This window comes from Paracoccus binzhouensis, from assembly GCF_016446475.1.
GTDB classification, from domain to species: domain Bacteria; phylum Pseudomonadota; class Alphaproteobacteria; order Rhodobacterales; family Rhodobacteraceae; genus Paracoccus; species Paracoccus binzhouensis.
The window spans coordinates 1-20,336 of the sequence record NZ_JAEHFP010000082.1 but is presented as its reverse complement, the minus strand read 5'-3'; the positions used below and the strand labels follow the sequence as shown (position 1 = coordinate 20,336).

The window sequence follows — 20,336 nt, the reverse complement described above, 5'->3', positions numbered from 1 at the left end:
CGAGCGGGCGCCGCCCGCCGCTGTCCCGACGGTCGCAGGCCCGCCGGAACCGCCGGCCGAGGCTGCACCGGCCGAGCCGGGCCCGGAGAAGGAAGCCGCCGCCCCGCCGCCTGCCGCGGGCTCGGGCTCGGGCTTCGACCTGTCCACGCCGCCGGATTTCGGCGGATTGCGCCTGACCGACTGAGACCCATGTTGCCGCTCAATCCCGCCCTCGCCGCCACCTTCCGTCCGCCGGTGATGGAGGCCCGCCGCTGGCTCGAAGGGCTGGTTTTCCCGCCCGAGCGGCCGCTCATCAATCTCAGCCAGGCCGCGCCGGTCGAGCCGCCGCCGGAAGCCCTGCGCCGCGCCATGGCCGAGGCGGCGCTGGAGCGGCCCGACGCGCATCTCTACGGCCCGGTGCTGGGCCGTCCCGAACTGCGCGAGGTGGTGGCCCGCGACTGGAGCCGCGCCTATGCCGGCACCATCCGCCCCGATGAGGTCGCGATCACCCAGGGCTGCAACCAGGCCTTCTGCGCCGCCATCCAGACGCTGGCCCGGGCGGGAGACGAGGTGATCCTGCCCACGCCCTGGTATTTCAACCACAAGATGTGGCTGGACATGCAGGGCATCCGCGCTGTGCCGCTGCGCTGCGGCCCGGGCATGCTGCCCGACGCCGAGGCGGCCGCCCGGCTGATCTCGGACCGCTCGCGCGCCATCGTGCTGGTCAGCCCCAACAATCCCTCGGGCGCGGAATATCCGGCCGAGCTGCTGCGGGCCTTCTTCGACCTGGCGCGCTCGCGCGGTCTGGCGCTGATCCTGGACGAGACCTATCGCGATTTCGACGCGCGCGAGGGCGCGCCGCACGACCTGTTCGCCGATCCCGACTGGGGCAATACGCTGATCCATCTCTACAGCTTCTCGAAAGCCTATCGGCTGACCGGGCATCGCGTGGGCGCGCTGATCGCCAGCCCGGCCCGCATGGCCGAGGTCGAGAAATTCCTCGACACCGTCGCCATCTGCGCCGGACAGATCGGCCAGATCGGCGCCGCCTGGGGCATGGCGAACCTGCGGGAGTGGCTGGCCGGCGAGCGGGCCGAGATCCTGGCCCGCCGCAACGCCATGGCCCGGGGCATGGCGGCGCTGCCGGGCTGGCGCGTCAAGGGCTGCGGCGCCTATTTCGCCTGGGTCGAGCATCCCTTCGACATGCCCGCGCCAGAGCTGGCGCAACGCCTGCTGCATCAGGCCGGGGTGCTGCTGCTGCCCGGCACCATGTTCATGCCCGAGGGCGATCCCGAGGCCGCGCGCCACCTGCGCATCGCCTTCGCCAATGCCGACCGCGACGGCATCGCGGCGCTGATGCGGCGGCTGGACGCCTTCCGGCCCTGACCGCGCCGACCGGATTGTGAAGCGCAGGAGGCGGCGGCGCGGCGTCGCGGCACTTGCCGCCGGGCCCTTGGCACCCTAAAGACTTGCGCTGACTGACAAGAACAAGTGGCGGGGCACGGCATCATCATGCGCGGCAAGGGCAAATCGACGATCGTCTGGTTGCTTATGGGGATGCTGGTCCTGGGGCTGGGCGGCTTCGGCGTCACCAATTTCTCGGGCGGCTCGGCCGATATCGGCTCGGTCGGCGATGTCGGCATCTCGTCGCAGGACTATGCCCGCACCCTGCGCGCCGAGATGCAGGACTTCTCGGCCCGCACCGGCCGGCAGGTCAGCGCGGCCGAGGCCAAGGCCATCGGCATCGACCGGGCGGCGCTGGCCCGGCTCTATACCGCCGCCGCGCTCGAGGCCGAGGCGAACCGGCTGGGGATCTCGGTCGGCGACAAGGCGGTGGCCGAGCAGATCACCGGCTCGCCGGCCTTCCGCGGCATGAACGGCCAGTTCGACCGCAACATCTATGCCGACACCCTGCGCCGCGAGGGACTGCGCGAGGCCGAGTTCGAGCACGACCTGCGCATGGACGAGGCGCGGCTGATCCTGCAGCAGGCGGCGCTGGCCGGGGTGAGCGCACCGCAGCCCGTCACCGCGCTGACCCAGGGCTGGCTGCTGGAGACCCGCGACATCCGCTGGCGCGAGCTGAAACCCGAGGATCTGCCCGAGCCGATCGCCACCCCCGACGACGCGACGCTGGAAGCCTGGCACAAGGCCAATGCCGACCGCTTCACCGCGCCCGAGATCCGCAAGATCACCTATGTCTGGCTGACCCCCGAGATGCTGGAGGGTGAGGTCGAGGTGGACGAGCAGGCGCTGCGCGACCTCTATCAGGAGCGCATCGACGAATTCCGGCAGCCCGAGCGCCGCATGGTCGAGCGGCTGGTCTTCCCGACGATGGCCGCCGCCGAGGAGGCCAAGGCCCGCATCGACCGCGGCGAGGTCACCTTCGAGCAGCTGGCCGCCGAGCGCGGGCTGACGCTCAACGACATCGACCTGGGCGAGGTCAGCCAGGCCGACCTGGGCGCCGCCGGCGAGGCGGTCTTCGCGCTGGACGCGCCCGGCATCGCCGGCCCGGCCAGTTCCGATCTGGGGCCGGCGCTGTTCTCGATGAACGCCATCCTCGACCCGGTGGACATCCCCTTCGAAGAAGCCCGCGACGACCTGCGCATCGAGGCCGCGGTGGACCGCGCCCGCCGGGTGATCGAGGACCGGTCGGCCGAGTTCGCGGACATGCTGGCCGGCGGCGCCACGCTCGAGGACATGGCCGAGGAAACCCCGATGAAGCTGGGCCGGATCGACTGGAGCGCCGGGGCCGAGGCCGATCCGAACGGCATCGACGCCTATCCGGTCTTCCGCCAGAAAGCCGCCGAGATCGACGAGAAGGACTTCCCCGAGCTGCTGGAGCTGGACGATGGCGGCGTCTTCGCGCTGCGTCTCGACGGCATCCAGCCGCCGGCACTGATCCCCTTCGCCGAGGTGAAGGACCGCGTGGCCGAGGACTGGACCCGCAACGAGACGCATCGCCAGCTTCTGGCCCTGGCCGAGGAGCGCAAGGTCCAGGCCGAGGCGGCTGTCGAGCCCGCCCCGACGGCGGCGACCGCTCCGGTCGCGCAGGCGGTCGGCGCCGCCGCCGGCAATGCCGCCGTTACTCCGCCCCAGGCGCCGCCCGCCGTCCCCGCGACCGATCCCGCGACCGGCCCCGATGCCGGCACTGCCGTCACCGGCCTGGCGCGCGGCGGCTTCGTCAGCGACGCCCCGCAGGATCTGGTCAGCCAGGCCTTCGAGATCGCCAGGGAGGGCGATACCGAGGTGGTCGATGCCGAGAACCGGGTGTTCCTGGTCAGGCTCGACAAGATCCACCCCGCCGTGACCGAGGGCGACGAGGCCGAGCAGGTGCGCGAGGGCATCGCCAACCGCCTGGCGGATTCGCTGCGCCAGGACGTGTTCGACTATTTCGCCCGCGCGCTCCAAGCCCAGGGCGGCGTCACCCTGAACCAGACCGCCGTGGATGCGGTGAACGCGCAGGTCCAGTGATGGAGATCACCCCCGGTTTCCCCGCATTCGAGCGCGGCTGGGCCCAGGGCCGCAACCAGCTGCTGACCATCCGCCTGGCCGCCGATCTCGACACGCCGGTCAGCCTGATGCTGAAGCTGGCCGAGGCGGCGCCGAATTCCTTCATGCTGGAAAGCGTCACCGGCGGCGAGGTGCGCGGCCGCTATTCCTTCGTCGGCATGAAGCCAGACCTGATCTGGGAATGCCGCGACGGCAAGGCGCGCATCAATCGCAACGCCCGCTATTCGGACGAGTTCACCGCCGACGACCGCCCGGCGCTGGACAGCCTGCGCGCCCTGATCGCCGAATCCCGCATCGACATGCCGGACGGCGTGCCGGCGGGCGCGGCCGGCCTGTTCGGCTATCTGGGCTATGACATGATCCGGCTGGTCGAGCGGCTGCCCGACGTGAACCCCGATCCCCTCGGCCTGCCCGACGCGATGATGATGCGCCCCTCGGTCGTCGCGGTGCTGGACGGGGTCAAGGGCGAGGTGCTTCTCTGCGCCCCCGCCTGGCATGACGCGGCCACGCCCGCCCGCGCCGCCTATGCCCAGGCGGCCGAGCGGCTGATGGAGGCGCTGCGCTCGCTCGACCGCCAGCCCAGCGAGCCGCGCGCCCTGGGCCACGACCTGAAGATCGGCGAATTGCGCAGCAATTTCAGCAAGGAAGCCTATCTGGCCGCGGTGGAAAAGGCCAAGGAATACATTCGCGCCGGCGACATCTTCCAGGTGGTGCCCTCGCAACGCTGGGCGATGGACTTTCCGCTGCCGCCCTTCGCGCTCTATCGCAGCTTGCGGCGCACCAATCCCTCGCCCTTCATGTTCTTCCTGAATTTCGGCGGTTTCCAGATCGTCGGTGCCTCGCCCGAGATTCTGGTGCGGCTGCGCGAGGGCCAGGTCACCGTCCGCCCCATCGCCGGCACCCGCCCGCGCGGCGCGACCCCGGCCGAGGACGATGCGCTGCAAGCCGACCTGCTGGCCGACCAGAAGGAGCTGGCCGAGCACCTGATGCTGCTGGACCTGGGCCGCAACGATGTCGGCCGGGTGGCGAAGATGGGCACCGTGACGCCCACCGAGCAGTTCATCGTCGAGCGTTACAGCCACGTCATGCACATCGTCTCGAACGTGGTGGGCGAATTGCGCGAGGGCGAGGATGCGCTTTCGGCGCTGCTGGCCGGGATGCCGGCCGGCACCGTCTCGGGCGCACCCAAGGTCCGGGCGATGCAGATCATCGACGAGCTCGAGCCGGAGAAGCGCGGCGTCTATGCCGGCGGCGTCGGCTATTTCGCCGCCAATGGCGAGATGGACATGTGCATCGCCCTGCGCACCGGGGTCATCAAGGACGGCCAGCTTTACATCCAGGCCGGCGGCGGGGTGGTCTATGACAGCGACCCCGAGGCCGAGTTCATGGAGACGGTGAACAAGAGCCGCGCCCTGCGCCGCGCGGCGGAAGAGGCGGCGCGCTTCGTGCGCGGGAACGGCTAGGGGCGGGGCCGGTGGCTCTGTCGTCCCGCCCGATCCTGCGCCCGTGGGGCCTGTTTCGGGCAGCCGGTGAGGGCGCCCTTGCCGTCGGCGCGACCTTCCGCCGGTCCGCGACGGCCGCTCTCTGCCTTGCCCTGGCGCAGCCTGCCGCAGCCGCCGACCTGATCGGCTTCTGGGACAGTCCGCAGCCCGGGGCGAACGGTTTCAACGCCGCGCCGCAGGACCAGGCCTATTTCCGCGCCTTGGCCGGAACCGGGGCGACCTGGGTGCGGCTGTCCTTCAGCAAGTGGAAGGGCAGGGGCCGGGATTTCCTGATCGGCGACGCCGACCACTATGCCGGCCTCGTCCCCGAGGATCTCGCCACCCTGCGCCGGGTGCTGGACGATGCCCATGCGGCGGGGCTGAAGGTGGTGGTCGTGCCGCTGAGCCTGCCGGGTGGCCGCTGGTCGCAGCAGAACGGCGGCGCATACGACGACAGCATCTGGTCCGAGGCCGGCTATCAGGACCAGGCCGTCCGGTTCTGGGCCGATCTGGCGGCGGCGCTGCGGGACCATCCGGCGGTCGCCGGCTACAACATCCTGAACGAGCCGGCGCCGGAAAGGCACGGCGGCCCGGCCGAGAACGGCCCGGACCAGGCGCTGCGGCAATGGCAGGCACGGCAGTCGGGCGGCCTGCGCGATCTGCCCGGCTTCTACGCAAGGGCCATCGCGGCGATCCGCGCCGTCGATCCGGCGACGCCGGTGATGGTCGATGGCGGCTGGTTCGCCAATCCGCGCTCGCTGGCGGCCTGGCCGGCGGCCTTGCCGGACGGCAGGGTGCTTTACGCCTTCCACATGTATGAACCCTATGCCGCCACCAGCGCCCCGAACATGCAGCGCGACGCGCCGCTGCGCTATCCCGGCGTGGTGACCGCCTATGCCGGGGGCGAGCAGGCCTGGGATCGCGCCGCCGTCGCCGCCCATATCGGCGCGGCCTTCGACTGGGCCGAGGCGCAGGGCCTGCCGCCCACCCGCATCGTCGCCGCCGAATTCGGCTGCATGCGGCGCTGGCCCGATTGCGGCGCCTGGCTGACCGACGTCCTGGATGCCGTCCAGGCACGCGGCGGCCATTGGGCCTTCTATTCCTTCCGCGAGGATGAATGGGAGGGGATGGATTACGAGCTTCCCGCCAGCCTGCCGCCCGGCCGGTTCTACTGGCTGACCGAACAGGGGCGGGCGGATGAGCTGCCGCGCGACGGCGCGCTCATGGAGCTGCTGCGGGACCGGATGCGGCGGCAATAGGGCGGTCGCTCGCCCTGTCCATGAGCGATGCCGTATGCCGGTCCCGCCGAAAAGCCCTGCAATTGCTGGGAATCCCGGCGCCAGGGGGCGGGCTGTGCAGGACGCGACCCGCGCAGCCGTTGCGCGCCCGTTAGTCCTCGCCGCGATAGGGTTGGACGTATTGCAGGGCCATGTCCCAGGGGAAGAAGATCCAGGTGTCCTGGCTGACCTCGGTGACATAGGTCTGCACCATCGGCCGGCCCTTGGGCTTGGCATAGACGGTGGCGAAATGCGCCTTGGGATACATCGTGCGCACATGTTCCAGCGTGCGGCCGGAATCGACCAGGTCGTCCACCACCAGGATGCCGTCGCCGTCCTGCATCACCGCCGGGTCGGGGGCCTTGAGCACCTTGACCTCGCCGCGCTCCTGCCCGCCCTTGCCGTGATAGGATTTCACCGAGATCGTGTCGATGACGCGGATGTCCAGCTCGCGCGCGACGATCATCGCCGGCACCAGCCCGCCCCGGGTGATGGCCAGGATCGCCCGCCATTCGCGGTCTTCCAGGCGCCAGGCAAGCGCGCGGGAATCGCGATGGATCTGGTCCCAGCTGATGTGGAATCCGCGTTCATGGGGCAGGCGATCGTTCATGCTGGCTCCTTAATGGTTGACGATCAACAGCAGGCCCAGCAGCGCCATGGCGATGCCGGCGGCCCGGTCGATCCAGAACTTGGCGGCAAAATAGCGCGAGCGCATCGGCGCTGTCGACATCAGAACCGCGACCAGCGCGTACCAGGCCAGCTCGGTCGCCAGGCAGATGCCGTAGATCAGCGCCTGGCGCGCGGGGCCCATCGGTTCGGGAAAGACCGACAGGATCAGCGCGGCATAGAACAATGCCGGCTTCGGGTTCGAAAGGTTCAGCGCGATGCCGCCGAAAAAGCCGCGCGCGCCGCTGGCGGCCGGCGGCAGCGGCCGGGTCGAGGCGCGCCACAGCCCCCAGGCGAACCACAGCAGGTAGAAGCCGCCGAGGATCTTCATCCCGGCGAACCAGCCGGGATGAAGCTTGAAGACCACCGCCAGCCCGCCGAGCGCCGCGATGCACCACAGCGACGCGCCCACGGCCAGCCCCAGCGCATAGGGCAGGGCGCGCTCGCGCCCATGGGCGAAGGCGGTCTGCACGGTGGCGATGATCGCCGGGCCCGGCGTCAGGATCGCCAGCGACAGCGCCGAGACAAGCGCGATGACCTGCTCGACGCTCATCGCCGGGGATCAGTCCTTTTTCGTGGTGGCGATGTCGGGCGCGTCCACCGCCTTCATGCCGACGATGTGATAGCCCGAATCGACGTGATGAGTCTCTCCCGTCACACCCGAGCCCAGGTCCGAGAGCAGGTAGAGCGCCGACTTGCCGACCTCTTCCTGGCTGACGTTGCGGCGCAGGGGCGAATTCAGCTCGTTCCATTTCAGGATGTAGCGGAAATCGCCGATGCCGCTGGCGGCCAGCGTCTTGATCGGCCCGGCCGAAATGGCGTTGACGCGGATGCCGTCCTTGCCGAAATCCTCGGCGAGATAGCGCACAGATGCTTCCAGCGCCGCCTTGGCCACGCCCATGACGTTGTAATGCGGCATGACCCGCTCGGCCCCGTAATAGGTCAGGGTCAGCATCGAGCCGCCATTCGGCATCATCGCGGCGGCGCGGCGGGCGACGGCGGTGAAGGAATAGACGGAAATATCCATCGTCATCAGGAAGTTGTCGCGCGTGGTGTCGGCATAGCGCCCGCGCAGCTGCTCCTTGTCGGAAAAGCCGATGGCGTGGACGATGAAGTCCAGGCTGTCCCAGCGCCCGCGCAGCGTCTGGAACAGCGCGTCGATCGAGCCCTCGTCCGAGACGTCGCATTCGGCCAGGAAATCCGAGCCGACCTGCGCCGCCAGCGGCTCGACCCGGCGCTTGAGCGCCTCGCCCTGATAGGAAAAGGCCAGCTCGGCCCCCTGGTCGGCCAGCGCCCTGGCGATGCCCCAGGCAATCGACTTGTCGTTCGCCAGCCCCATGATCAGGCCGCGCCGACCTTTCATCAGCCCGATACCGGCTTCACTTGACATGATGCTGCCCCTTGCGCTTCTTCGGTTTTCAGCAGGATTAGGACAGTTGCAAGGGGGCATCAAGTGTCGGTGAGCAGGCTGCCGTGAGCGACCGTAGCGGAATTTTCGCGGGCGACGACCCGTTTGCCATCGCGCGAAGCTGGCTGGCCGAGGCCGAGCGGAGCGAGCCGAACGACCCCAATGCCATCGCCCTGGCCACCGTGGACGCCCAGGGCATGCCCGACGTGCGCATGGTCCTGCTGAAGGAGATCGAGGGCGCCGGCACCGACGGCGCCTTCGTCTTCTACACCAACCTGGAAAGCGCCAAGGCCGCCGAGATCGAGGCCACCGGCACCGCCGCCTTCGTCATGCACTGGAAATCCCTGCGCCGGCAGGTCCGGGTGCGCGGCCATGTCAGCCGGGTCGAGGACGCGCTGGCCGATGCCTATTACCGCTCGCGGGCGCTGCAGTCGCGGATCGGCGCCTGGGCCTCGCGCCAGAGCCGGCCGCTGGCCAGCCGCGGGGCGCTGATGGCCGAGGTGGCGCGGCAGGGAATCAATCTTGGGTTGAATCCTCCGCGCCCGCCATACTGGGGCGGGTATCGCATCCGCCCGGTCCAGATCGAGTTCTGGGCCGACGGCGCCTTTCGCCTGCATGACCGCTTTCGCTGGACAAGGCAGGATTATGACCAAGAAAACAGGCTATTGCAGGGGGGCAACCCGGAAATCGTGCAAAGTTTCTGGCATGTCAGCCGTCTTAGCCCTTGATGCGGGTTCGGGATTTATCCATGGTATGGAAAACCTGACCAATCCGGTGACGCCTTCGTTCAGTTCTGCATGAGGGGGATCGCCGGAGTTTCGGGTCGTTTCCGGTTTTCAGACGGGTGATGAAGAAAGATGGACGAAGACGACGAACAACAGCGTAAGATTGCGGGCGTCGTGAAATGGTTCGATGGCGGCAAGGGCTTCGGCTTCCTGACCGATCCCGATGGCGGCGCAGACATCCTTCTGCACGCCAATGTGCTGAGGAATTTCGGCCAAAGCTCGGTCGCCGAAGGCTCGCACGTCACGGCCATCATCCAGAAGACGCCGCGCGGCATGCAGGCCGTCGCGGTGCTGGAGATCACGCCGCCGGCGGCCGAGCCGATGCCGGCCATTGCCGACCTGTGCTCGGCCACGCCCGAGGAGGTGGCGCAACTGCCGCTGCTGCCGGCGCGGGTCAAGTGGTTCGACAAGGCCAAGGGCTTCGGCTTCGCCAATGTCTTCGCCGACAAGGCCGATGTCTTTCTGCATATCGAGGTGCTGCGGCATTCGGGCTTTTCCGACCTAGCGGTGGGCGAGGCCATCGCCATCCGCGTCGTCGACGGCCGGCGGGGAATGATGGCGGCGCAGATCCTCTCCTGGGAAAGGGCCGCGATCGAGGCGCGGGTGGTGCAACCGGGGGGAGCGGCCGCGCTCGCTAAATTGCGGCTGGTTGCGGGCGCGGTATGAAGTCACGAGCCGTTGCGGTTCTTCTTGCTCTGGTTCATTTAAATTCCAGTCCTTCCCAGGCCCTTGCGGCCGGCTGCCAATCGGACCTGGCTTTGTTCAGCGGCCGGGGCGAGCCGGTCCGGGTCCGGGTCGAAATCGCCGATACCGCCCCGGAGCGGGCGCGGGGCCTGATGTTCCGCCGCCAGCTGCCGCCGGGGCGGGGAATGCTGTTCATCTACGAAACGCCGCAGCCGGTCAGCTTCTGGATGCGCAACACGCTGATTCCGCTGGACATGATCTTCATCGACGCGCGGGGCGAGGTGCGGCATGTCCACCCGATGGCCCGGCCGCTGGACGAGACGGCGATTCCCGGCGCGGCGCCGGGCGATCCGGCGCCGGAGCGGCTGATGGTGCTGGAAGTGCCGGGGGGCGACGCGACCCGGCTGGGCATCTTCAAGGGCATGGTGCTGTCGCATCCCGGCCTGCCGCAGGACCGGGCGCTGGCGCCCTGCGACTGACGGCCGCCGCCGCTTTTCCCCTTTCCCCCCGCGCGGCCAGCCGCTAGACAGCGGCTCAGGTCCGGGGCGTAGCGCAGCCTGGTAGCGCGACGGTTTTGGGTACCGTAGGCCGGAGGTTCGAATCCTCTCGCCCCGACCATCTCTTCCCTTCTGCGACGGGAATCGACCCGCTTTCGGGGCCGGCGGGCCATGCGCCTGCCCAAAAAGCCAGCGTGACTTTCTTGCATCAGAGGCGGTTCATGGTCCAAGGGGCCGGCGCCTGTTTCAAAGGCGTCACCTTTTTCTGTTGGAAGGCATTTGAAGAGTAAACGAGGTTCCCATGAACGCTTGGTGGAGCACGTCAGTCCGCATCAACAGGATTCTTGGAGGACAGCAGTCCGAGCCCCTCTGCTCGCGCGTCTATCGGCAGCCGCCGTCATGGTGGCGGACCGTCTTCATGGCCGCGATGGACCGGGCCTTCGCGGAAAGCGCGCATTGCGAGAACGTCCACAGCCGCTGGCGGAACCTGACCGGCACCTGAGTCGGCGGGGTCATGTCCTGGCCGCGAGTTCCTTCTCCAGCGCCTCGAGCGCCGCGATGGTGGCCTCGTAGCTGGTCGCCGCCCTGGGGAAGCGCTCGCGCCGGCTGCGATAGAAGGCCAGCCATTTCGGCAGCTCCTCCAGCGGGTAGGTGGCGGACCAGATCCGGCCGGTCAGGGTGAAGGTGGTGTCGTCATGCGTGGCTTTCATGGCCGCCTTTTGCGGCCCCGCCGCCCCGGCTGCAAGACGGGCTGCAAGGCCGGTCGCAAGACTGGTTGGGGCCCGCGCCGGGGCGCAGGGCAAAAAATGCGCCGGAAACGGTCGGAAATATCCGCCGCCCCTTGTTCTTTTCCCGGCCCGCCCATAGAACGCGCCCCGGAAAACTGCTGGGGGGCAAGGGATGCCGCTTCTGGTGATGAAATTCGGCGGCACCTCGGTGGCCGACCTGGACCGCATCAGGAATGCCGCGCTGAAGGTTCAACGCGAGGTCGAGCGCGGCTATGACGTCATCGTCATCGTCAGCGCCATGTCCGGCAAGACCAACGAGCTGGTGGGCTGGGTCGAGGCGACCTCGCCGCTGTTCGACGCGCGCGAATACGACGCCGTGGTCGCCTCGGGCGAGAACGTCACCGCCGGGCTGATGGCGCTGACCCTGCAGGAACTGGGCGTGCCCGCGCGCAGCTGGCAGGGCTGGCAGGTGCCGATCAACACCACCTCGCAGCACAGCTCGGCGCGCTTCGTGTCGATCCCGCGCGACAATATCGACCAGAAATTCGCCGAAGGCATGCGCGTGGCCGTGGTCGCGGGCTTCCAGGGGCTGGGTTCGGACAACCGCATCACCACGCTGGGCCGCGGCGGCTCGGACACCACCGCCGTCGCCTTTGCCGCCGCCTTCGGCGCCGAGCGCTGCGACATCTATACCGATGTGGACGGGGTCTATACCACCGACCCGCGCATCACCTCGAAGGCGCGCAAGCTTGACAAGATCGCCTTCGAGGAAATGCTGGAACTGGCCAGCCTGGGCGCCAAGGTCCTGCAGACCCGCTCGGTCGAGCTGGCGATGCGTTACAAGGTCCGCCTGCGGGTGCTCAGCTCGTTCGAGGATACGGATGAGACCAGCGGCACCCTGGTCTGCGATGAGGATGAAATCATGGAATCGAAAGTCGTCAGCGGCGTCGCCTATTCCCGTGAAGAGGCCAAGATCACCCTGGTCACCGTCGAGGACCGTCCCGGCATCTCGGCCGCGATCTTCGCGCCGCTGGCCGAGGCCGGCGTGAACGTGGACATGATCGTCCAGAACATCTCGGAGCGGGATTACGAGGATCACCCCGGCGCGGTGACCGACATGACCTTCTCCTGCCCGGTGAACCAGGTCGCCCGTGCCAAGAAGGCGATGGAAGAGGCCAAGGCCGCCGGCCATATCGCCTATGACGATCTCGTGGTCGATACCGAGGTCTGCAAGGTCTCGGTGGTGGGCATCGGCATGCGCAGCCATGCCGGGGTCGCGGCGCGCATGTTCAAGGCGCTGGCCGATGAAAACATCAACATCAAGGTGATCTCCACCAGCGAGATCAAGATTTCGGTGCTGATCGACCGCAAATATATGGAACTGGCGGTTCAGGCGCTGCATGATGCCTTCGAGCTTGAACGGGCCTGATCCCCGGCCCTCAGCCTGAAGCGGGAGGATCATGCCCGAACGCAAGGACAGTGACTCGCGCAAGCTGCTGCTGCGGCTGCGCGAAACCCTGGCCGCCCCCGGGGGCGGCCAGCATCGCCTCGACCAGATCACCCATCACATCGCCGATTCGATGGGGACGCAGGTCTGCTCGATCTATCTTTTCCGCGATCCCGACACGCTGGAGCTGTGCGCCACCGAGGGGCTGAAACCCGAATCGGTGCACCAGACCCGGCTGCGCCTGGGCGAGGGGCTGGTCGGCCGCGTCGCCCGCACCGGCCGGCATGTGAACACTGCCAATGCCCCGTCCGAGCCGGGCTTCCGCTACATGCCCGAGACTGGCGAGGAGATCTTTTCCAGCTTCCTCGGCGTGCCGATCCAGCGCGTCGGCGAAAGGCTGGGCGTGCTGGTGGTGCAGTCCCGCGACGCCAGGCAGTTTTCCGAGGACGAGGTCTATGGCCTGGAAGTCGTCGCCATGGTGCTGGCCGAGATGGCCGAGCTGGGCGCCTTCCTGGGCTCGCAGGCCGACAGCCTGCCCCTGCAGCACCGCTTCCCGGTGATGTTCCGCGGCGGCACCGGGCAGGAGGGCTGCGCCGAGGGCCGCGTCTGGCTGCACGAGCCGCGCGTGGTGGTGACCAACCCGGTCGCCGACGATCCGCTGAAGGAAAAGGCCCGGCTGGTCGAAGCCGTGGCCATGCTGCGCACCACCGTCGACTCCATGCTGGCCGCCACCGACATGGGCGGCGGCGATTCGGCCGAGGTCATGGAGACCTATCGCATGTTTGCCCATTCCCGCAGCTGGCTGCGGCGGATGGAGGAGGCGATCGAGCTGGGCCTTTCGGCCGAGGCCGCGGTCGAGAAGGAGCAGAGCCAGGCCCGCGCCCGGCTGGAAAGCGCCGCCGATCCCTATCTGCGCGACCGGCTGCACGATCTCGACGACCTGTCGAACCGGCTGCTGCGCATCCTGACCGGGCAGGGTCGCGACACCGGCGCCGAGATGCCCGACGACCCGATCCTGGTCGCCCGCAACATCGGCCCGGCCGAGCTGCTGGATTACGGCCGCCGGCTGCGCGGCGTGGTCTTGGAGGAGGGCTCGGTCGGCAGCCATGCCGCCATCGTCGCCCGGGCGCTGGCGATCCCGCTGGTGATCCATGCCGAGCGCATCACCTCCGAGGCGCTGAACGGCGACCAGATCCTGGTCGACGGCGACATGGGCACCGTGCACCTGCGCCCCGAGGAATCGGTCGCCAAGGCCTTTCGCGACAAGATGGCCATGCAGGCCGAGGCGCAGAAGCGCTATGCCGGCCTGCGCGACTTGCCGGCGACCGCGACCTGCGGCACCACCGTCCAGCTCTACATGAACGCGGGCCTGATGGCCGACCTGCCCAGCCTGGAAAGCTCGGGCGCCGAGGGCGTGGGCCTGTTCCGCACCGAGCTGCAATTCCTGACCCGCACCCGCGTCCCGCGCCGGGGCGAGCTGGCGGCGCTTTATGCGCATGTGCTGGACAATGCCCATGGCAAGCCGGTGATGTTCCGCACGCTGGACATCGGCTCGGACAAGGTGCTGCCCTACATGAAGCCGCAGGACGAGCCGAACCCGGCCATGGGCTGGCGGGCCATCCGCGTGGGGCTGGACAAGCGCGGCGTGCTGCGGATGCAGCTCCAGGCGCTGATCCGCGCTGCCGTGGGCCGGCCGCTGCATGTCATGTTCCCCTTCATCACCGAGATGCACGAGTTCGAGGAGGCCCACAAGCTGCTGATGGAGCAGCTGGCGCGCGAGCAGCGGCTGGGCCATGCCATGCCCTCGGACATCCGGGTCGGCGCCATGCTGGAGACGCCTTCGCTGGCCTTCGCGCCAAGGAAGTTCTTCGAGATGTGCGATTTCATCTCGGTGGGCGGCAACGACCTGAAGCAGTTCTTCTTTGCGGCCGACCGCGAGAACGAGCGGGTGCGCCGGCGCTACGACACGCTGAACACCTCGTTCATCACCTTGCTGGACCAGATCGTGCAGCGCTGCGACGAGGCGCGGGTGCCGGTGTCGTTCTGCGGCGAGGATGCCGGCCGGCCGATCGAGGCGATGACCTTCGCGGCGCTGGGGTTCCGGCGGCTGTCGATGCGCCCGGCCTCGATCGGGCCGGTCAAGCACCTGATCCGGCGCGTGAACCTGGGCGAGCTGCGGCGGGTGATCGACGATGCTCGCGAACTGGGCGAGACCAATCTGCGCCGCTGCATCACCGAATGGCTGGCGCGCCAGTAAGGCGCTGCCGACGGATCGAAAGGCCGCCTGTGTGGCGGCCTTCTTCATGGAACGCTGGCCATCGGCTGCGCCCTGAAGCGCCGCAAGCCGCGCGCCAGTTCACATATCTTAGGGGAAAGTTCACATGGCGGACCCGGAGCGATTCGAACGCCCGACCCCCAGATTCGTAGTCTGGTGCTCTATCCAGCTGAGCTACGGGTCCGCTGTGAGGCGGTTATCTAGAGGCAGTGCCGGGGGGGTGCAAGACCCAAAATCGCCATTTCGGAAATCTTTTTCCGGCGCCGTCCGTCACGGCTCATCCCGCTGCCGTTTCCGGGTGCGGCGCCACCATGGCCAGCTCGCGCGGCAGGTGCAGGATGAACTGCGTGCCCTCCTCGTCGCTGCGCAGAAGCTCCAGCCGGCCGCCATGGTTGCGCACCAGGTCGGCGGCGATGGCCAGCCCCAGCCCGGTGCCGCCCTTGCGCGAGCCCCCCGAGAAAGGCTGGAACAGGAAGTCGCGCGCCTTCTTCGGCAAGCCGGGGCCGGTGTCGCCGATGCGGATCCACCATTCCGTCTCGTCCTCGCCGGCGCCGATCTCGATGGTGCCGGGCTGGCGCGTGGCCTCGATGGCCTGGCGGGCATTGCGCACCAGGTTCGACAGCACCCGGAACAGCTGATCGCGGTCGGCGCGGATCATCAGGCTGGGCGGGATGTCGGTCAGGAACTCGATCGGCTCGGCCCCGTCCAGCCGGTCGGCGGCCATGGCCTCGCCCTCGGTCACCTCGGTCACCAGCGCCGAGAGGTTGAAGCGCGACAGCGCCGGCGCCGGCTCCTCGGCCTTGCCGAAGGCCAGAGTCGTCTCGCACAGGTTCACGGCGCGGCTGATCGAGTTGACCAGCTTGGGCGCGGCGCGGCGCACGGCCGGGTCGGCGCTGGTCTCCAGCCGGTCGGCGAAGATCTGCGCCGTGGTCAGGATGTTGCGCAGGTCGTGGCTGATACGCGCCACCGCCTGGCCCAGCTGTGCCAGGCGGTCCTTCTGCTTCAGCGCCGTGGTCACGGTGCGCTGCATGGCGGCGAGCGCGGTCTCGGCCTCGTTCAGCTCGGCCAGGCGCGCGTTCGGAGTGATGATCGAGCGCGCGTCCTCGGGCGCCCCCGCATAGGCGGTCATGTGGTTGATGACCCGGCGGATCGGCACCAGCAGCAGCCTTTGCGCCGCCACGTTCAGCAGGATCGCGGTCAGCACCGAGAAGGCGGCCGAGATCAGCAAGAGCCGCAGCCCGTAGTCGATCATCCCGGTGCGCAGCGGCCGGGTGTCGGTGGTGATCTCGATCAGCTGCCCGGCCTGGTTCACCGGCGCGCCGATCACCCGGATCACCTGGTTGTGCGGATCCAGAAGCTGCGCCATGGCATCGCGGATCGAGGTCCAGAACGGCTGCTCGCGCAGGTCGTAGGTGGCCGAGATCGGCCCCGGAATCGGCGAGGACAGCACCAGTTGCCGCACGTCGTTGCGCCGCAGCACCACGTTGAAGACGCCGGCATTCTCCAGCAGTTCGGATTCCAGGTCCGAGGCCAGCGATTCGTCGGTGGCCAGCAGCGCCAGGCTGGCGATCTGCGCACGCTCAAGCAGCGATTCCAGGAAATCCAGCCGATAATTCGCGATCGAGGGCAACAGGATCAGCAATTCTGCCAGAAGCACGAACATGCCCGTCAGCAGCGCGAATCGGCCGGAAAGGGTATTCAGGGACATGGTCGGTTCTGCAATTTCCCTTGTCTCGGCGCCGCTGCTTCACATAATGGCAGGGGCCGCGCAGTTCAAACATGCGTGACATTGCCTAGGTTCCATTCTTGCCGCCAGCTTGGCGGCAACTTGGCCGAAATCCCGCTATTGCGGTTGACTTGGCCGGCGCGGGCGACTATCCAGCGGGCTTCGAATGACCGGCGCGTCCTGCGTGGGCTGGTTGCCCATACCCTGACACGCCCCGACCCGGAGTTGAAAGATGTCGAAACGCACCTACCAGCCGTCGAACCTGGTTCGCGCCCGCCGCCACGGCTTCCGCGCGCGCATGGCGACCAAGGGCGGCCGCCGCGTGCTCAACGCCCGCCGCGCCAAGGGCCGCAAGATCCTCAGCGCGTAAGCTTCGCGCCGCAGGGCGTGGGCTTGCCGTGATGGACAGCACCCCCCAGACAGCCGCCGCTGACCGGCCCGTCGCCGACCCGACGCCGGACAGGGCGGCTTCTGACGTTCCTGGGGTCGGGGCGGCCGGGCTGGAAACCCTGCGCAAGCGGGCGGATTTCCTGCGGGCGGCTTCGGCACGGCGGCAGGGCATGCCCGGCTTCCTGCTGCAGGCCCGCCAGCGTCCCGAGGGCGAGACGGGGGGCGAGGCGGGGCAGGCGATCCGGGTCGGCTTCACCTGTTCCAAGAAGATCGGCAATGCCGTGGCCCGCAACCGCGCCAAGCGCCGGCTGCGCGCCTTGGCGCGCGAGATCATGCCAGCCGCGGCGCGCCCCGGCTGGGATTACGTGCTGGTCGGACGGCCGGGCGTCACGATCGAGCGCAGCTTCGCCGCGCTGCGCGCCGACCTTGCCGCCGCGCTGGCGCGGGTGCACGGGCCATGAGCCCGCTGGCGCATCTGCTGGCGCTGCCGGTGCGCGGCTATAGGCTGCTCGCCAGCCCCTGGGTCGGACATGGCTGCCGCTTTCAGCCCACCTGCTCGGCCTATGCGCTCGAGGCGCTGGAGCGGCACGGCGCGGTCCGGGGTGGCTGGCTGGCGGCGCGGCGCATCTGCCGCTGCCATCCCTGGGGCGGGCATGGCCACGATCCCGTGCCGGGCTCGGAACAGCCGCAGGACTGACGCAGCGGCGCCTTTCATGCTAATCAGGACGCGCAAGCGCGACGGGGACGAATGATGCGGGACGATATCGCCAGCGAGACCGGGACTTTCGACGCGGCCGAGGAGATCCATCCGCTGTTTCGCGGCGCGCCCACCTCGACCGAGTTCCGCAAGCTGCGCAAGCGCCTGGTGCGCGAGACCCGCGCCGCCATCGAGACCTATGACATGATCCGCCCCGGCGACCGCTGGCTGGTCTGCCTCTCGGGCGGCAAGGACAGCTACACGCTGCTTGCGGTGCTGCACGAACTGAAATGGCGCGGCCTGCTGCCGGTCGAGCTGCTGGCCTGCAATCTCGACCAGGGCCAGCCCGGCTTTCCGGCGACCGTGCTGCCCGAGTTCCTGACCGAGCGCCAGGTGGCGCACCGCATCGAATACCAGGACACCTATTCCATCGTGAAGGAAAAGGTGCCCGAGGGCCGGACCTATTGCAGCCTGTGCTCGCGCCTGCGCCGCGGCAACCTCTATCGCATCGCCCGCGAGGAGGGCTGCCAGGCCGTGGTGCTGGGCCATCATCGCGACGACATCCTGGAAACCTTCTTCATGAACCTGTTTCATGGCGGCAGGTTGGCCTCGATGCCGCCGAAGCTGTTGAACGAGGAGGGCGACCTGAACGTGCTGCGCCCCCTGGCCTTCGTGGCCGAGGCAGATTGCGAGCGCTTCGCCCGCGCCATGAACTATCCGGTGATTCCCTGCGACCTTTGCGGCAGCCAGGAGGGGCTGCAGCGCATGCAGGTCAAGAAGCTGCTGGACGAATGGGAAACGCGCGCCCCGGGCCGGCGTCAGGTGATGTTCCGGGCGCTGATGAACGTGCGCCCCTCGCATCTGCCGGACCCGAAGCTGTTCGACTTCACGGCGCTGATGCCGGATGCGTCGGATTTTAGGGAAAAAGACGTGCCGATCCTGCGCGAACATTAACCGAACGAAAAGCGTCGCGGGCTAGTCTGCAATCCGGACAACAGATTCGGATCTGGGCATGGCTTACGGAATCGCAGCTGCCGCGGCGCGGCTGACACAGCTGGTCAAGGGGACGGGCGCCGGGCAGGGCAAGGCCCGGTTGGCCCTGGTGCTGCGGGTCGAGAATGTCGAGACCCTGCGCCTGAGCCTTGGCCCGGCGCTGCTGGAACAGATGCTCGACCGGCTGGCGGGCCGCCTGGCGGCCGAGCTGCGGCTGCTGCCGCAGTCCCGCGCCCCCGGCTCGCCCGAGATCCTGGGCCTGTTCGCCATTGGCCGGCAGCAGGCGGTTCCCGGCTTGCTTGCGCGGCTGCAGGCCATCTGCCGGGCCGGGATCGACCTGCCCGAGCTGCGGATCTGCCCGGTCCTGAACGGGGTCATCGTCAGCGACGAAAGCGGCGGCCGGCCGCCGGATGCGCTTTACGCCCAGGGACGGGCGGCGCTGCAGGGATGCAGCCCGCTCTCGGTCGCGGGCCAGCTGCGCTTCGTCGCGCTGGGCGCTGCGGATGGCGGGCCCGAACCGGCCGCGCCTTTCGCGCTCGAGCGGGTCGGCCTGCTGTTCCAGCCGCAGATCTGCTGCGACACCGGCCAGGTGCTGGCGCTGCGCGTGGTGCCGCGGCTGCGCATGGATGATCGCGACGGCCGCGACCTGCAGGAGGTCGAGCCGCGCCTCGACGACGAAAGCCTGGGGCGGATCGTCGCGCATCTGCTGCACCAGGCGCTCGGCGCCCTCAAGGGCTGGGAGCGGATGGGCGCGCGCGTGCCGCTGCTGTCGCTGCCGCTGTCGGACCGGATGCTGGCCGACCCGGTGCTGGCCGACTCGATCCTGTGGGAACTGGACCGCCAGGATCTCTCGCCCCAACGGCTGGAGATCGAGATCTGCGAACCCGTCGGGGGTCGCGGCGGTCGCATGCCGGTAGCCGCAAGCCTGCAGGGCCTTGCCGCGGCGGGCTGTCCCATCGCGCTGGGGGAATTCGGCACCGGCAGTGCCGGGCTGGACGATCTGCGCCGCTTCGGCATCGGCCGGGTCCGCATCGGCCGCGCATTCATCGCCGGCTGCGACCGGCGAGCCGACCAGCAGCGCATGATCCTGGCCATCCTGGCGCTAGCCGAACATCTGCGGCTGAAGACCCTGGCCGATGGCGTCGCCACGCCCGAGGAGACCGCCTTCCTGGCGCAGATCGGCTTCAACGCGGTGCAGGGGTCGGCCGTCGTCCCGCCGCTGGAGGTCGGCGCGGTCGATGATTTCCTGCTTGAGCACAGCCAGTCCCTACCGGCGCCCTTCGATCTGCGCCGCCGTGTCTGAGCTGCGCCTCGTCCCGTATCATGCCCCGTCCCGTGCCATGCCCCGTCATGTCCGGCCCCGGCCATGTCCCGTCCGGTCCGGCGCCATGCCGGCGAAAACGCATCTCTCTTCCGGCCCGGCGCTGCCCCGTCGGTGCGGCGACCATGGCCGGTCCGGCGGCGCGCGGCCGGGCGCGGCGCGGTCCGCTCGGCGGTTTTCGGGCAAATTCCCTTGACCTTTGCCGGTCGCTTCTGTTGAAGCGGCGCGAACCCTCAAGGCTGGGTGACGACGAAGGGCTGGTCCGGAATGCAAGACAACAACCGCAACCTCATCCTGGCGATGGTGCTTTCGGCCCTCGTCATGCTCGTCTGGTCGATCTTCTTCGCCCCCGAGCCGGCGCCGCCCGCGCAGGATGGGGCGCAGACCACGACGCAGGGCGCCGGGCAGGGCACGGAACAAGGCGCCGCCCCCGGAACCGGCAGCCCGGCAGCGCCCGGCGCCGCGCCGCAGG

The 20,336-nt window shown here is 69.0% G+C and carries 20 protein-coding genes, 2 tRNA genes and 2 pseudogenes; 18 read left to right on the top strand and 6 right to left on the bottom strand.

The annotated features are described in order from the left end of the window. From I9P22_RS16910 to I9P22_RS16890, 5 genes and pseudogenes are all read left to right on the top strand, one after another. A pseudogene (locus I9P22_RS16910) lies at positions 1–184 on the top strand (hypothetical protein); the annotation flags it as partial. A 5-nt stretch (positions 185–189) separates the two neighbouring features. Next, positions 190–1,365, top strand: a complete 1,176-nt coding sequence (locus I9P22_RS16905; RefSeq protein WP_199260670.1) for an aminotransferase — start codon at positions 190–192, stop codon at positions 1,363–1,365. A gap of 105 nt (positions 1,366–1,470) precedes the next feature. Beyond that, complete coding sequence (locus I9P22_RS16900; RefSeq protein ID WP_332909041.1) at positions 1,471–3,450, top strand: peptidylprolyl isomerase; 1,980 nt, start codon at positions 1,471–1,473, stop codon at positions 3,448–3,450. Then, positions 3,450–4,952 (top strand): anthranilate synthase component I, encoded by a 1,503-nt coding sequence (gene trpE, locus I9P22_RS16895; RefSeq protein ID WP_199260669.1) that lies wholly within the window; start codon positions 3,450–3,452, stop codon positions 4,950–4,952. The genes I9P22_RS16900 and trpE overlap by 1 nt, the downstream gene beginning before the upstream one ends. Positions 4,953–4,963: 11 nt before the next feature. Beyond that, the gene (locus tag I9P22_RS16890; protein WP_199260668.1) at positions 4,964–6,229 is read left to right on the top strand and encodes a glycoside hydrolase family 5 protein; all 1,266 of its coding nucleotides are present in this window, start codon (positions 4,964–4,966) and stop codon (positions 6,227–6,229) included. A gap of 130 nt (positions 6,230–6,359) precedes the next feature. On the opposite strand, the gene gpt is transcribed toward I9P22_RS16890, so the two are convergent. The 3 genes from gpt to fabI are packed head-to-tail and all read right to left on the bottom strand — an operon-like array spanning position 6,360 to position 8,303. Further along, positions 6,360–6,857, bottom strand: coding sequence for a xanthine phosphoribosyltransferase (gene gpt / locus I9P22_RS16885; protein ID WP_199260667.1), 498 nt, complete (start codon positions 6,855–6,857; stop codon positions 6,360–6,362). A gap of 9 nt (positions 6,858–6,866) precedes the next feature. Beyond that, positions 6,867–7,466, bottom strand: coding sequence for a LysE family translocator (locus tag I9P22_RS16880; protein ID WP_199260666.1), 600 nt, complete (start codon positions 7,464–7,466; stop codon positions 6,867–6,869). A 9-nt stretch (positions 7,467–7,475) separates the two neighbouring features. Next, positions 7,476–8,303 carry an enoyl-ACP reductase FabI gene (gene fabI, locus I9P22_RS16875; protein ID WP_233253450.1) on the bottom strand — a complete coding sequence of 276 codons (828 nt, stop codon included), beginning with the start codon at positions 8,301–8,303 and terminating at the stop codon, positions 7,476–7,478. Between the two features lie 83 nt (positions 8,304–8,386). Here fabI and pdxH point away from each other — a divergent pair, with 83 nt between their 5' ends. From pdxH to I9P22_RS16850, 5 genes are all read left to right on the top strand, one after another. Further along, positions 8,387–9,049 (top strand): pyridoxamine 5'-phosphate oxidase, encoded by a 663-nt coding sequence (gene pdxH / locus I9P22_RS16870; RefSeq protein ID WP_199260665.1) that lies wholly within the window; start codon positions 8,387–8,389, stop codon positions 9,047–9,049. Between the two features lie 129 nt (positions 9,050–9,178). Continuing rightward, positions 9,179–9,772 carry a cold-shock protein gene (locus tag I9P22_RS16865; protein ID WP_199260664.1) on the top strand — a complete coding sequence of 198 codons (594 nt, stop codon included), beginning with the start codon at positions 9,179–9,181 and terminating at the stop codon, positions 9,770–9,772. A 92-nt stretch (positions 9,773–9,864) separates the two neighbouring features. Continuing rightward, complete coding sequence (locus I9P22_RS16860; RefSeq protein ID WP_332909040.1) at positions 9,865–10,269, top strand: DUF192 domain-containing protein; 405 nt, start codon at positions 9,865–9,867, stop codon at positions 10,267–10,269. Positions 10,270–10,331: 62 nt separating this feature from the next. Continuing rightward, positions 10,332–10,408, top strand: a tRNA-Pro gene (locus I9P22_RS16855). A 180-nt stretch (positions 10,409–10,588) separates the two neighbouring features. Further along, the gene (locus tag I9P22_RS16850; protein ID WP_199260662.1) at positions 10,589–10,789 is read left to right on the top strand and encodes a hypothetical protein; all 201 of its coding nucleotides are present in this window, start codon (positions 10,589–10,591) and stop codon (positions 10,787–10,789) included. A 10-nt stretch (positions 10,790–10,799) separates the two neighbouring features. Here the strand turns inward: I9P22_RS16850 and I9P22_RS16845 are convergent, their stop codons facing one another. Continuing rightward, positions 10,800–10,997, bottom strand: a complete 198-nt coding sequence (locus I9P22_RS16845) for a hypothetical protein (RefSeq protein WP_199260661.1) — start codon at positions 10,995–10,997, stop codon at positions 10,800–10,802. 190 nt (positions 10,998–11,187) lie between these two features. On the opposite strand from I9P22_RS16845, the gene I9P22_RS16840 reads away from it, so the two are divergent. Both I9P22_RS16840 and ptsP read left to right on the top strand, forming a co-directional pair. After that, entirely contained in the window at positions 11,188–12,444 is a 1,257-nt protein-coding gene (locus I9P22_RS16840; protein WP_199260660.1) for an aspartate kinase, read from the top strand. 31 nt (positions 12,445–12,475) lie between these two features. Then, a complete protein-coding gene (gene ptsP / locus I9P22_RS16835) occupies positions 12,476–14,719 on the top strand; it encodes a phosphoenolpyruvate--protein phosphotransferase (RefSeq protein WP_199260659.1) in 2,244 nt (747 codons plus the stop codon). Between the two features lie 125 nt (positions 14,720–14,844). Here ptsP and I9P22_RS16830 read toward each other — a convergent pair. After that, a tRNA-Arg gene (locus I9P22_RS16830) sits at positions 14,845–14,921 on the bottom strand. A 93-nt stretch (positions 14,922–15,014) separates the two neighbouring features. After that, complete coding sequence (locus I9P22_RS16825) at positions 15,015–16,445, bottom strand: sensor histidine kinase (RefSeq protein WP_199260658.1); 1,431 nt, start codon at positions 16,443–16,445, stop codon at positions 15,015–15,017. A gap of 250 nt (positions 16,446–16,695) precedes the next feature. Between I9P22_RS16825 and rpmH the strand changes: the two genes are divergently transcribed. The 6 genes and pseudogenes from rpmH to I9P22_RS16795 form a co-directional block, all read left to right on the top strand. Beyond that, positions 16,696–16,833: a 50S ribosomal protein L34 gene (gene rpmH, locus I9P22_RS16820; RefSeq protein WP_199260657.1), complete on the top strand. Its 138-nt coding sequence runs from the start codon at positions 16,696–16,698 to the stop codon at positions 16,831–16,833. Positions 16,834–16,864: 31 nt separating this feature from the next. After that, positions 16,865–17,314: a ribonuclease P protein component gene (gene rnpA / locus I9P22_RS16815; protein WP_199260656.1), complete on the top strand. Its 450-nt coding sequence runs from the start codon at positions 16,865–16,867 to the stop codon at positions 17,312–17,314. Continuing rightward, on the top strand, positions 17,311–17,550 hold the full coding sequence (gene yidD / locus I9P22_RS16810; protein ID WP_199260655.1) for a membrane protein insertion efficiency factor YidD: 240 nt from the start codon (positions 17,311–17,313) through the stop codon (positions 17,548–17,550). Before rnpA ends, yidD begins: the two co-directional genes overlap by 4 nt. A 54-nt stretch (positions 17,551–17,604) precedes the next feature. Beyond that, positions 17,605–18,504 carry a tRNA 2-thiocytidine(32) synthetase TtcA gene (ttcA, locus tag I9P22_RS16805; protein WP_199260654.1) on the top strand — a complete coding sequence of 300 codons (900 nt, stop codon included), beginning with the start codon at positions 17,605–17,607 and terminating at the stop codon, positions 18,502–18,504. Between the two features lie 58 nt (positions 18,505–18,562). Beyond that, positions 18,563–19,846 (top strand): EAL domain-containing protein, encoded by a 1,284-nt coding sequence (locus tag I9P22_RS16800; RefSeq protein WP_199260653.1) that lies wholly within the window; start codon positions 18,563–18,565, stop codon positions 19,844–19,846. 285 nt (positions 19,847–20,131) lie between these two features. Continuing rightward, positions 20,132–20,336, top strand: a pseudogene (locus I9P22_RS16795) (membrane protein insertase YidC); the annotation flags it as partial.

What these genes read in the sequence shown, in the direction of transcription:
- I9P22_RS16905 (WP_199260670.1), top strand. Translation starts at nt 190, where the DNA reads ATGTTGCCGCTCAATCCCGCCCTCGCCGCCACCTTCCGTCCGCCGGTG.
- trpE (WP_199260669.1), top strand. Translation starts at nt 3,450, where the DNA reads ATGGAGATCACCCCCGGTTTCCCCGCATTCGAGCGCGGCTGGGCCCAG.
- gpt (WP_199260667.1), bottom strand. Translation starts at nt 6,857, where the DNA reads ATGAACGATCGCCTGCCCCATGAACGCGGATTCCACATCAGCTGGGAC.
- I9P22_RS16880 (WP_199260666.1), bottom strand. Translation starts at nt 7,466, where the DNA reads ATGAGCGTCGAGCAGGTCATCGCGCTTGTCTCGGCGCTGTCGCTGGCG.
- fabI (WP_233253450.1), bottom strand. Translation starts at nt 8,303, where the DNA reads ATGTCAAGTGAAGCCGGTATCGGGCTGATGAAAGGTCGGCGCGGCCTG.
- I9P22_RS16865 (WP_199260664.1), top strand. Translation starts at nt 9,179, where the DNA reads ATGGACGAAGACGACGAACAACAGCGTAAGATTGCGGGCGTCGTGAAA.
- I9P22_RS16850 (WP_199260662.1), top strand. Translation starts at nt 10,589, where the DNA reads ATGAACGCTTGGTGGAGCACGTCAGTCCGCATCAACAGGATTCTTGGA.
- I9P22_RS16845 (WP_199260661.1), bottom strand. Translation starts at nt 10,997, where the DNA reads ATGAAAGCCACGCATGACGACACCACCTTCACCCTGACCGGCCGGATC.
- I9P22_RS16840 (WP_199260660.1), top strand. Translation starts at nt 11,188, where the DNA reads ATGCCGCTTCTGGTGATGAAATTCGGCGGCACCTCGGTGGCCGACCTG.
- ptsP (WP_199260659.1), top strand. Translation starts at nt 12,476, where the DNA reads ATGCCCGAACGCAAGGACAGTGACTCGCGCAAGCTGCTGCTGCGGCTG.
- I9P22_RS16825 (WP_199260658.1), bottom strand. Translation starts at nt 16,445, where the DNA reads ATGTCCCTGAATACCCTTTCCGGCCGATTCGCGCTGCTGACGGGCATG.
- rpmH (WP_199260657.1), top strand. Translation starts at nt 16,696, where the DNA reads ATGTCGAAACGCACCTACCAGCCGTCGAACCTGGTTCGCGCCCGCCGC.
- rnpA (WP_199260656.1), top strand. Translation starts at nt 16,865, where the DNA reads ATGGACAGCACCCCCCAGACAGCCGCCGCTGACCGGCCCGTCGCCGAC.
- yidD (WP_199260655.1), top strand. Translation starts at nt 17,311, where the DNA reads ATGAGCCCGCTGGCGCATCTGCTGGCGCTGCCGGTGCGCGGCTATAGG.
- ttcA (WP_199260654.1), top strand. Translation starts at nt 17,605, where the DNA reads ATGCGGGACGATATCGCCAGCGAGACCGGGACTTTCGACGCGGCCGAG.
- I9P22_RS16800 (WP_199260653.1), top strand. Translation starts at nt 18,563, where the DNA reads ATGGCTTACGGAATCGCAGCTGCCGCGGCGCGGCTGACACAGCTGGTC.